This is a genomic window from Streptomyces iconiensis, from assembly GCF_028657195.3.
Classification (GTDB): domain Bacteria; phylum Actinomycetota; class Actinomycetes; order Streptomycetales; family Streptomycetaceae; genus Streptomyces; species Streptomyces iconiensis.
The window spans coordinates 1-10609 of sequence record NZ_JANCPR020000096.1 but is presented as its reverse complement, the minus strand read 5'-3'; the positions used below and the strand labels follow the sequence as shown (position 1 = coordinate 10609).

At 72.7% G+C, this 10609-nt stretch carries 9 protein-coding genes; 5 read left to right on the top strand and 4 right to left on the bottom strand.

From position 1 onward, the window contains the following. Positions 1 to 246: 246 nt before the first annotated feature. Positions 247 to 1569 carry an MFS transporter gene (locus NMN56_RS42560; protein ID WP_274041522.1) on the bottom strand — a complete coding sequence of 441 codons (1323 nt, stop codon included), beginning with the start codon at positions 1567 to 1569 and terminating at the stop codon, positions 247 to 249. Between the two features lie 107 nt (positions 1570 to 1676). On the opposite strand from NMN56_RS42560, the gene NMN56_RS42555 reads away from it, so the two are divergent. After that, positions 1677 to 2423 (top strand): TetR/AcrR family transcriptional regulator, encoded by a 747-nt coding sequence (locus NMN56_RS42555; RefSeq protein WP_274041521.1) that lies wholly within the window; start codon positions 1677 to 1679, stop codon positions 2421 to 2423. A gap of 75 nt (positions 2424 to 2498) precedes the next feature. Here the strand turns inward: NMN56_RS42555 and NMN56_RS42550 are convergent, their stop codons facing one another. Further along, positions 2499 to 2681, bottom strand: a complete 183-nt coding sequence (locus tag NMN56_RS42550; RefSeq protein ID WP_283742570.1) for a hypothetical protein — start codon at positions 2679 to 2681, stop codon at positions 2499 to 2501. A 51-nt stretch (positions 2682 to 2732) separates the two neighbouring features. Here NMN56_RS42550 and NMN56_RS42545 point away from each other — a divergent pair, with 51 nt between their 5' ends. The 3 genes from NMN56_RS42545 to NMN56_RS42535 all read left to right on the top strand — a co-directional run bounded on the left by NMN56_RS42545 (position 2733) and on the right by NMN56_RS42535 (position 7385). After that, entirely contained in the window at positions 2733 to 3428 is a 696-nt protein-coding gene (locus tag NMN56_RS42545) for an alpha/beta fold hydrolase (RefSeq protein WP_274041519.1), read from the top strand. A 24-nt stretch (positions 3429 to 3452) separates the two neighbouring features. Further along, positions 3453 to 6152, top strand: coding sequence for a beta-glucosidase family protein (locus NMN56_RS42540; protein WP_274041518.1), 2700 nt, complete (start codon positions 3453 to 3455; stop codon positions 6150 to 6152). 108 nt (positions 6153 to 6260) lie between these two features. After that, on the top strand, positions 6261 to 7385 hold the full coding sequence (locus tag NMN56_RS42535; RefSeq protein ID WP_274041517.1) for an NAD(P)-dependent alcohol dehydrogenase: 1125 nt from the start codon (positions 6261 to 6263) through the stop codon (positions 7383 to 7385). 78 nt (positions 7386 to 7463) lie between these two features. Here NMN56_RS42535 and NMN56_RS42530 read toward each other — a convergent pair whose 3' ends face one another. Next, positions 7464 to 8552, bottom strand: coding sequence for a redoxin family protein (locus NMN56_RS42530; protein ID WP_274041557.1), 1089 nt, complete (start codon positions 8550 to 8552; stop codon positions 7464 to 7466). Positions 8553 to 8657: 105 nt separating this feature from the next. Then, entirely contained in the window at positions 8658 to 9584 is a 927-nt protein-coding gene (locus tag NMN56_RS42525) for a helix-turn-helix transcriptional regulator (RefSeq protein WP_274041556.1), read from the bottom strand. 130 nt (positions 9585 to 9714) lie between these two features. Here NMN56_RS42525 and NMN56_RS42520 point away from each other — a divergent pair, with 130 nt between their 5' ends. Then, positions 9715 to 10365: an NAD(P)-dependent oxidoreductase gene (locus tag NMN56_RS42520; RefSeq protein WP_274041516.1), complete on the top strand. Its 651-nt coding sequence runs from the start codon at positions 9715 to 9717 to the stop codon at positions 10363 to 10365. Positions 10366 to 10609: the final 244 nt, after the last annotated feature.

Here is a 10609-nt window from a genome sequence, read left to right as displayed (position 1 = left end):
CCCCAACCCCCCGCCCCACACTCCAGGGCTGGTCCCGATACGGCCGGGGGAGTCCAGAGGTGGGGGTCCCCCCGGACGAAGTCTGGGGGAGGAGCCCCTTTTGGCGGGGGGATTGCCGGGGGGCGGAGCCCCCCGACGCCCGGCCGGCGAGGCCAACGGGGGCAAGGGGGCGAAGCCCCCATCTGGAACGGAAACGGGCTTCAAATGACAGGAACCACAACAGGCGCAGGCGGCGAAGCCAAGAAGCTACCGCTCGGCAGCAACCAACTCCGCCCGCCGCAGTTCAGGAAACGCGGCGGCAACCCCCACCGCGGCGACAACACACACCAACCCGCCGACGACAACAGCGGCCCGCGCACTGGTGAGTTCCGCGAGGAACCCCAGCGCGGCGTTGCCGAGCGCAGGCGAGACCGTCGCCTGCACCATCCACAGGCTGCTGACGCGACCCCGCAGCGCGTCAGGCGTCCCATGCTGGAGAAGTGCCGAACGCAGCGTCTCGGAGATCAGATCCCCGAATCCCGCGAGGGCGAGCAGCGCGAGCGCGCCGGGCAGGTACGAGGTGAGGCCGAAGCCGGTGAGCGACAGACCCCACAGCAGTACGGCCCCGACCAGCGCGTGCCCCCCGGCACGCCCCGTCCAGCCGCTGGTGGCGGCGCCGACGAGCGCGCCGAGCGCGGGAGCCGCGTACAGCAGGCCGACCAGCCCGGGACCGCCGCCGAACTGGGTGTCGGCGAGTACGGGATACAGCGCCTGCGGCATCGTGAAGACCATCGCCGCCGCGTCGATGAGCAGCAGACCAACGACGAGCCTGTGCCCGCGCACGAAACGCAGCCCCACCACCACAGCGGCGAACGCCTGCCGTACGCCGCCCGTAACACCCACACCGCCCGCACCACCCGTGCCGGCACCACCCGTGCCCGCATCACCCGTGCCCGCATCACCCGCCTCCCCACCGCTCCGCCCGGGCGGCAACGGCCGTACGAACAGCAGGGCGACCGAGAAGACGAGGAACCCGGCCGCGTCCACGAGGAAGCACGCCGCCAGCCCGGGCCCCGCGATCAGCGCGCCGCCCAGCGCGGGCCCGAGCACGGCGGCGAGCTGGGTGGAAGCCGCGGTCAACGCGCCTGCGGCGGCGAGCCGTTGGGTACCGACGAGCGCCGGGATCGCGGCGAGCATCGCGGGGCCGCCGAGCCCGGCGAAGAGGCCGGTGAGCCCGGTGGCGACGTAGATGACCCACAGGCGGGGCTCGGGCGCCGCGGCGTTCAGCGCCAGCAGCCCGGCGACGAGGACCAGCGGAAGCCGCGTCGCCAGCATCAGCAGCCGCCGGTCGACCCTGTCGGCAAGCACGCCGCCGACGAGCAGCCCCGCGACGAGGGGCAGCGCACGCGCGAGGCTGACGAGCCCGACGTCCAGCGAGGACCCGGTGATGCCGTAGACCTGCACGGCCACGGCGACGCTCGTCATCAGCGTGCCGAGCAGCACGCCGAGGAAGCCGCCGTAGAGCAGCCGGAAGTCGCGGCTCTCCCTGAGCGGGGTGAGGTCCATGGCGAGTCGGGCAGGGCGGCGCATGAGCGGCTCCAAGTGAGGTGAGGGCAGCCTTACTTGGAGCACTGTGAGCCAGCGCCCGGTTAAAGTCAACGTGTGTGAAGTTCAGCGGATTGCTAGCCTCGCCCCTGATGAGCAGTGACAGCCCCGCGACCAGACGCCGCCCCACCCACCGCAAGGGCCGGGCCACGCTCACCCGTGAATCCGTCGGTCGCGCGGCGCTGGACTTCCTCGGACGGCACGGCCCCGCCGCGCTGACGATGCGCTCCCTCGCGACCGAACTCGGCGTGTCACCACGGGCGTTGTACAACTACGTCGAGGACCGCCGTGATCTCATCACCGTCGCGGCCGAGATCTTCGAGGCCGACTGGCGGCCACCGCCGCTCGATCCGAGCGCCGACGGCTGGCGCGACAGCCTGGACGCCTTCTGCCGCGACCTGCGCGCGCACTACCGTGCACACCCCGGCATGACGACCCTCGCCCTGCGCGAGAACATCACCGCGGCGCGGCACCCCACGATGCTCACCAATGTCGAGGGGCTCATCGGTTTCTACGCCGAGATGGGGATGTCACTCCCGGACGCGTACCTCGCGTGCATGGAGACGCTTCGCGTCGTCATCGCCTTCGTCGAGTTCGAGGACGTCCTCCACGACCATCCGCCCGCGCACCTTCCGACGCCACCCTCTCCGCCGCCCTCCTCACCGTCCCCGCAGCCGCCCTCCCCGCCACCTTTTCCGCCGCCCTGGCTCACCACGGCGGACCACCCCCACCTAGCCCGGCTCGCCTCGATCACCCAGCCCACTCCCGACGAGGTGTTCGCCTTCACCCTCGCCACCCTGACCGAAGGGCTGGCGGCCCGGCTTCCGGACACCGCGTGACCTACGCCGGTCCCGGCACCGTCTCGGCCCTGGCACCGGTCCCGGCCCTGGCACCGGTCCCGGCCCGGGCCGCGGTTACGTCGACTCGCGGGCGACCGCCCAGGCGCTCAACGTGCCCCGCCTGCTGACCCGTTCGGGGTCACGGTCCCCGTTCAGCAGCCCGTCGACGAACGCCGCGAACCCCGCGAACCCCGCGAACCCCGAGAACGCGGCGCCGGAGAGCTGGTCGACGTGGATGCTGGAGAGGCGGGGCCGCACGAGGCGGCCGTACGTCGCGCACCGCGCGGCGACAGCATGGAGAGGCGCATTGTGAAGCTGCACCTGCACGAGTGGGGCCAGGGCGAAAGGCTCGCGCTGCTGGTCCACGGGATCATGGCGGATCACCGTACGTTCGCGCGTACGGGCCCGGCGCTCGCGGCCAGAGGGTATCGCGTGCTCGCCGTCGACCTGCGCGGACACGGGGTGACCGGGCCGGCTGCCCCGTACACGCTCGACGCCTTCGCCGACGACCTCGTCGACACCCTCCCCGCCGGCGCCGAGCTGGCGCTCGGCCACTCCCTCGGCGGTCTCGCACTCTCCCGCGCGGTCGAACGGCTCGCTCCCGTGCGCGCCGTCTACGAGGACCCCGCCTGGCTCGCGCCGGGGCCCAGCCCGCTCGACGGCGTCGATCTCGCGCAGCTCAGGCTGGCGCGGCGGGAGCAGATCGTGGCGGCCAACCCGCGCTGGACGGCCGAGGACGTGGACATCGAACTGGACACGCTGCGGCTGTGGGACACGGCCACGGCGGAGTTTCTCGCTCCGCTCCAGGCGGCCGATCTGCTGCCCGCGCATCCCGTCGTCCCGTCCCTCGTCGTCCTGGCTGACGGCAGCCACGTCGTCGCCCCGGACAGGGCGGCGTTGCTGGCGGAGCGCGGGTTCGAGGTGCGTACGGTGCACGGCGCCGGCCATGTCATTCACCGCGATGACTTCGGAGGCTTTCTGAAGGCCCTCGACGGCTGGATCTGAGAGGCTGGCAGGCAGGTGATCGACATGAGGGACAGCAGCGACATGAGCGGTGTGAGTGGCATGGATCGTACGCCCGGAAACCTCCCCCTGCCGGAGCACGGTGGCCCTGGCGCCTCCGGTGGCCGGGCGCCGGGCGACGAGGCACGCTCCGCAGCCGTGGACGCCGCGCTCGCCAAGCTCGACCTGCCCTCCAAGGTCGCCCTGCTCGGCGGCGCCGACATGTGGTCCGTCGGCCCCGAGGACGCCATCGGCTTCGGGCGGCTCGTCATGTCCGACGGCCCGGCCGGTGTGCGCGGTGAGGACTGGACGCCGGAGGACCCCAGCGTCGCGCTGCCCTCGCCGACCGCGATCGGCGCGACGTGGGACACGGAACTCGCCCACCGCGCCGGGCTGTTGCTCGCGCAGGAGGCCCGCCGCAAGGGTGCGCACGTCGTCCTCGCGCCGACCGTCAACCTGCACAGGACCCCCTACGGCGGCCGGCACTTCGAGGCGTACTCCGAGGATCCCGCGCTGACCGGTGAGCTGGGTGCTGCGCTCGTCGCCGGTGTCCAGGAAGGCGGCGTCGGCACCACGCCCAAGCACTACGTCGCCAACGACGCGGAGACCGACCGCTACACCGTCGACGTCCAGGCCGACACCCGTACGCTCCGCGAGCTGTATCTCGCCGCCTTCGAACGCATCGTGCGCACCGCGCACCCCTGGGGCCTGATGGCGGCGTACAACAGCGTCAACGGGACGACGATGAGCGAGCACGACGTGCTCAACAACGGTGTGCTGCGCGGCGAATGGGGCTTCGACGGTGCCCTCGTCTCCGACTGGACGGGCGCACGCTCCACCGTCGGCTGCGCACGCGGCGGCCTCGACCTCGCCATGCCGGGGCCCGACACCGTCTACGGCGAACATCTCGTCGCCGCCGTCCGCGACGGACGCATTCCCGAGGAGACCGTGGACGCGCTGGCCCGGCGCGTGCTGCTGCTGGCCGCGCGCGTGGGCACGCTGGAGAACGCGCCCGCCGTCGTCCCCCCGCACGCGCTGCCCGGACCCCTCGACGGCGAGGCGACCGTACGGGAGTTGGCCGCGCGCTCCTTCGTACTGCTGCGCAACGAACGCTCCGTCCTCCCGCTCGACGTCCCGCGCGCGGACGGCAGGTCCGTAACGGGGCCCGTAACGGGGCCCGTAATGGGGGCCGGGAGTGGTGCCGGGGCCGCCCGTGGGGGAGCGGTGCGCCGTATCGCCGTTTCCGGACTGCCCGCCTCCAGGCCGCGGTTCGGCGGCGGGGGCAGCGCGCAGGTCTTTCCCTCGCGTCTGAGTACCCCGCTCGACGGACTGCGGGACGCGCTGCCCGCCGGGGTGGAGCTGTCCTACGACCCCGGGCCCGACCCGCGCTCGCGGCTCGCCGTCGCGACCGAGGGCGACGGTTTCCGGCTCGAAGCGCTGCTCCACGGCCTCGACGACACGGAGCTGGCGCGCGTGAGCCAGGCCGACGGAAGCGTGCGCTGGATGGGCAGCCTGCCGGGCGGCGCCTCCTTCGCCGACCTCGGACGGGTCGAGCTGACGGGCGAGTTCACCCCGGTGGAGACCGGAACCCACCGGCTCGCGGTGCGCGGGGTCGGCCACTTCCGGCTGGAGGCGGGCGGACGCGTCCTGTACGACGGGGAGCTGCGGCCCGAGCCCGGCGAGAACTCAGATCCGGCCGCTGCCTTCCTCAACCCGCCGCAGCGGGTCTTCCTCCTGGACGCCGAGGCCGGCGCGACCATCTCCCTACGCCTTGTCCATCCCGTATCGGCCAACGCGCTGGGCACCCTGTTCGGCCTGGTCTCCTTCGAGCTGGGTTACGGAGCGCCGGCCGTCTCCGAGGAGGAGCTGATCGAGCGGGCCGTACGCGCGGCTGCGGCATCCGACACCGCGCTGGTCTTCGTCGGCACCACCGACGAGTCGGAGAGCGAGGGCGTCGACCGCGACACGCTCGCGCTGCCCGGACGCCAGGACGAACTGGTCGCACGGGTCGCGGCGGCCAACGCGCGCACCGTCGTGGTCGTCAACGCGGGGGCGCCCGTGCTGATGCCGTGGCGTGAGGACGTCGCGGCCGTGCTGCTGTGCTGGTTCCCCGGGCAGGCGGGAGGCGACGCGCTCGCCGACGTGCTGCTGGGCGCGGCGGAGCCGGGCGGGCGGCTGCCCACCACATGGCCCGACGCGGAGTCCGATGTGCCGGTGCACCATGTCGTCCCCGACGGCGACGGCCAGCTCGCCTACGCGGAGGGCCCGTACATCGGCTACCGCGCCTGGCGGCGCGGACAGCGCCCCGCTCCCGCTTACTGGTTCGGGCACGGACTCGGGTACACGGACTGGGAGTACGAGTCCCTGAACGTGACCGCGACGGCGGTCGCCGTCGGGGACGGCCGTCCCGCGAGCGACCCGTACGCCTCGGCGGCCGAGGTCACCGTGCGGGTGCGCAACACCGGTGAGCGGTGGGGCCGGGAGACCGTTCAGCTCTACCTCGGCCCCGAGGGTCCCGAACGCCGGCTCGTCGCCTTCGCCGTGGTCGAGGCGGAGAGCGGCGCCGGGGCCGAGGTGCGGATGTCCGTGCCGCGCCGCGCGCTCCAGTCCTGGGACCCCGTGCAGGAGGCGTGGTACCCGGTGACAGGACCGCACCTGTTCACCGCGGCCCGCAGCGCTGCCGACCCCCGCCTCAGCGTCGAGCTGCCGCCGGACCTCGCCGACTGAGCGCCTCCGGGCGCGGCGACCGTTGGTTCTGTGGGCCCTACGGACAGCGGCCAGTCCCTATGGGATGATTTGTCCGTTTGTGGACTGTCGAACCCCCGGAGGCCGACCATGAGTATGCGGACGCGGGCCGCCGTCGCGCGGCCGGGGAGCGGGACGTTCGTGTGGGAGGACGTGACGCTGGACGACCCGCGTCCTGACGAGGCGCTCGTGCGTATCGTCGGTGCCGGAATCTGCCACACGGATATCGCGGCACGCGCCGGGCAGGTGCCCACACCGCTGCCCGCCGTGTTCGGACATGAGGGCGCCGGTGTGGTCGAGGCGGTCGGCAGCGAGGTCACCGGGTTGGCGCCGGGGGACTCGGTGGTGCTCTCCTTCAGCTCGTGCGGCCGGTGTCTTGCCTGCCGGCGGGGGCACCCCGCCTCCTGCGAGCACTTCTTCGCCCGTAACTTCGGCGGTGCGCGCCCCGACGGCTCGACCCCCGTGCACGCTGCCGACGGCAGCGACCTGGGCGGGCGCTTCTTCGGCCAGTCCTCGTTCGCCGAGCACGCGGTCGTGGACGCGCGCTGCGCCGTCCCCGTCCTCGCGGACACCGAGGACGAACTGGCCCTGCTCGCACCCCTCGGCTGCGCGGTGCAGACCGGCGCGGGGACCGTGCTCAACGTCCTGAGGCCGGGCGCCGGATCCACCGTCGCGGTCTTCGGCGCCGGCGCCGTCGGGCTGTCCGCCGTGCTGGGCGCCACCCTCACGCTCGCCGAGCGCGTCATCGCGATCGACATCCTGCCCTCACGCCTCGAACTGGCCCTCGAACTCGGTGCGACGCACGTCATCAACGGCAGGACCGAAGACGTCCAGGCCCGCCTTGACGAGATCACCGGCGGACGCGGTGTGACCGGCGCCGTCGAGAGCAGCGGCGTGCCGGAGCTGCTGCGGCAGGCGGTCGACTCCCTTGCCACGGGCAACGGTACGGTCGCGGTCGTCGGTACGCCGCCGCTCGGCACCGAGGGCACGTTCGACATCAACTCCCTTGTCGTGCACGGGCGTTCCATCCGGGGAGTCGCGGAGGGCGACAGCGATCTGGTGGGGTTCGTGCCCGCGCTGGTCGGGCTCAGCAGATCCGGGCGCTTCCCGTTCGAGAGGATGATCCGCACCTATCCGCCCGAGCGGATCAACGAGGCGGCGGCCGACGCCGCGTCCGGCGAGGTCGTCAAGCCGCTGCTGTGTTTCCGTCCCTGAACGGTCCCTCCGGCGGCCCCGGCAGCGCGTGTGACCGGTCGGGTCCCCCGCGCCCGACCGGTCGGTCCCTGTGCGGGCCTACGCCGGGTGCTCCCGCAGCCAGTCGAGCACGCGCGCCGCGTGCTCGTCCGGCGGGAAGACGGGGTAGAAGACGTGCTCGATCGCCCCGTCGCTGACGATCAGCGTCAGCCGCCGGTACAGGGTGGTGCCCTCGACCTCGAACATCGGCAGCCGCAGCGCCGAACGCAGCAGCAGCTCCGGGTCGGACAGCATCGGGAAGGGCAGGTGCAGCCGCTCCACGAGCCGGCGCTGGTACTCCGTCGTCTGGGACGAGAGCCCCGCCACCCGGGCGGCGCCGGCCTCGGTCAGTTCGCGGTGATGGTCCCGGAAGCCGCATGCCTCCGGGGTGCAGCCACGGGCACCGGGGATGGAGTTCCAGCCGTCGGGCAGGTCCTCCTCCGGCGTGCCCATCAGCGGGTACAGATAGATGACGGACCTGCCGGGGCCCAGCGCGCCCAGCGCGACCGTGCCGCCCGCCGTGCTCGACAGCGTCACGTCGGGCATCCGCAGCCCCGGCAGGTGATCGGCGCCGCCGTCGTCCTCCGGCACGGGCAGATCGGGGGGAAGGGGAAAGGCGTGATCGGTATCGGTCATGATCGACTCCAAGTCTGGCTCGTCTCGCTTGTCTCGCTTGTTTGACTCGTCTCGCTCGTTTGGCTTGCCTCGCTCGTCTGGCACGTTCGGCCCGTCTGGCCCGTCTGGCCCGTCTGGGTGGTCCGGCGGGTCCGGTGGGTCCGAGGGGTGGGTGAGTGGGTCACGGCGGGCCGCCTCGCGCAGCCGGCGGGTCAGCTCGGCACGGCGTACGGTCAACGCCCGTATCGTCGCGTCGAGTTCGCCGATCGCCTCGCGGTAGGCGGCTAGCGAGGAGGGACAGTCGTCCCCGTGCGTGCTGCCCGTGGCGAGGCAGTCCAGGAACGGGCGGGCGCGCTCGGCCGGGATGCCGAGTGCGCCCAGTTCCCTGATCTCGCGCACCATCCGCGCGTCGCGCTCGGAGTAGTCCCGGTATCCGTTCGCGAGCCGTGCGGGCGTGAGCAGCCCCAGCGACTCGTAGTAGCGGACGGCCTTCACCGTCGCTCCCGCGCTCCGCGCGGCCTCACCGATCCTCAACGCCTGCACCGCCCTCCGTCACCAGGAACGTAAACCTTGCCCCCGGGGGCAAGGTCAACCCGGTGCGGCCCGCTGCTACGGCCCCGCCCGCTGCGGCCCCGCTGCTCAGCCGCGCACGGAGGCGCGGAAGGCTCCGGGCGTCGTGCCGGTGCGCTGGTGGAAGAACTTGGAGAAGTTGGTGGCGTCCGCGAACCCGAGGTGGGTGGCGATGTGGGAGGCGGAGTTGTCCGTATGGGCGAGCAGGCGCCTGGCCTCCAGGACGACCCGTCGGTCCACGAACTCCTTCGCGCCCAGCCCCGCCGCAGCGCGGGTCGCGCGCGAGAGGGTGCGGGGGGAGTAGCCGAGCGCGTGCGCGTAGTCGGCCACGCGGCGGGTGAGCGCGAAGTCCCGTTCCACGGCGGCGCGGAAGCGGCGGAAGGTGTCGGGCGCCGCTCTGCCGCGCTCCTCGGGGCCCGCCTCGTCGCCGGAGTGCCCGTCGAGCCGGGTGACCCGCAGCAGCAGCGCGGCCAGCAGGTGCCGCAGCACCTCGGTGTGCGCGAGCGCCGGGGGACCGGCGGCGGGGGCGTGCGCAGCGGCGAACTCGAAGCGCAGATGGTCCAGCGCCAGCCGCGCCGCCCTGCCCCGTTCGCCGACCGGGTGGCGGGCTACGGCGCCCGACGCCTCGTCCAGGCCGACGGCCGAGGCCGTCGCGGGATCGGGGAACGTGGGCTGGAAGAGCACCAACGCGCCCTCGGCACGCGTCAGATCCCCGTACTGCTGTACCTGGCCCGGCCGCACCCACAGCCATCCGCCGGCGGGGGTCGCGTGCTCGGTGAAGTCCACTGCCTGACGCAGTGTGCCCGACTCCACGGCGAAGAGCTGGTGGAAGTCGGGCCGCTGCGGGTCGGCCAGGTCCTGTCCCAGTGCCTCTGCGCGTACGCGCAGGTCGGTCAGCGTCATCACCTCCACCCCGGCGGAAGGAGCGCCCGGAGGGGGTGCGTAGGGGAGTTCGGGGATGTCGGTGGATTCGTGTACGTGTCCGTTTCTCACCATAGTTGGTCGCGAGCCTACCTCGCGGGACGCGTGCTGCCCGACTAACTTCGGGGGTGTCGCCACGTCGCAGCGGGCGTCGATGGCGGAATGTGCCATCCCCCCATAGCCCACCACGCAACAGGAGAACACCATGGCGAAGATCGCCGTCTTCGGGGCCAACGGTCACATCGGCAACAGGATCGTGCGCGAGGCGCTGGACCGTGGCCACGAGGTCGTCGCGGTGGTCCGCGATCGTAAGAAGTTCACCGAGAGTGAGGATCGGCTCACCGTCACGACCGGTGACGTTCTCTCGCCCGAGTCCGTCGAGGCCGTCGGCAAGGGCGTCGACGTTGTCGTCAGCGCCGTCGGTGGCGGCGACGGGCCCGGCCACCTCGCCACCATCGAGCCTGCGGCCGAGTCGTTGGTCTCCGGCCTGCGCTCACTGGGCGACGCGGCGCCCCGGCTGATCGCGGTGGGCGGCGCGGGGTCGCTGCGCAGGCCCGACGGCAGCCAGGTGTGGGACATGGAGGGGCTGCCTGAGGCCGTGCTGCAGATCATGCGGGCGCATGGTGACGCGCTGGAGTACTTCCGCACCGTCGATGATGTGTCCTGGACCAACGTCAGTCCTGCGGCGACTATCGAGGCGGGTGCCCGTACGGGGACGTATCGGCTGGGGCTCGACGACCTTGTCGTCGATGCGGCTGGTAACAGTCGGATCTCTGTTGAGGATTTTGCTGTTGCTGTGCTGGATGAGGTTGAGCGGCCTCGGCATGAGCGCGTGCGGTTCACCGTTGGCGACTAGATGGCCCCGCACTGCGTGCGGGGCCACGTCATGCGCGCCCTCGCCGTCGGCCCCTCGCTCTGCGTGCGGGCTCGCTCTGCGTGCGGGCTCGCTCTGCGTGCGGGTTTCGCGGCGTGTGGTTCTCGTGGTTTCCTGAGCGGTTTGTTTCCGGCTTTCCGTTCCTGATGGGGCTTCGCCCCTTGCCCCGTTGGCCTCGCCGGCCGGGCGTCGAGGGGCTCCGCCCCCCAACAGCCCCCCGCTAGAG

What these genes read in the sequence shown, in the direction of transcription:
- NMN56_RS42560 (WP_274041522.1), bottom strand. Translation starts at nt 1,569, where the DNA reads ATGCGCCGCCCTGCCCGACTCGCCATGGACCTCACCCCGCTCAGGGAG.
- NMN56_RS42555 (WP_274041521.1), top strand. Translation starts at nt 1,677, where the DNA reads ATGAGCAGTGACAGCCCCGCGACCAGACGCCGCCCCACCCACCGCAAG.
- NMN56_RS42540 (WP_274041518.1), top strand. Translation starts at nt 3,453, where the DNA reads ATGAGGGACAGCAGCGACATGAGCGGTGTGAGTGGCATGGATCGTACG.
- NMN56_RS42535 (WP_274041517.1), top strand. Translation starts at nt 6,261, where the DNA reads ATGAGTATGCGGACGCGGGCCGCCGTCGCGCGGCCGGGGAGCGGGACG.
- NMN56_RS42525 (WP_274041556.1), bottom strand. Translation starts at nt 9,584, where the DNA reads ATGGTGAGAAACGGACACGTACACGAATCCACCGACATCCCCGAACTC.
- NMN56_RS42520 (WP_274041516.1), top strand. Translation starts at nt 9,715, where the DNA reads ATGGCGAAGATCGCCGTCTTCGGGGCCAACGGTCACATCGGCAACAGG.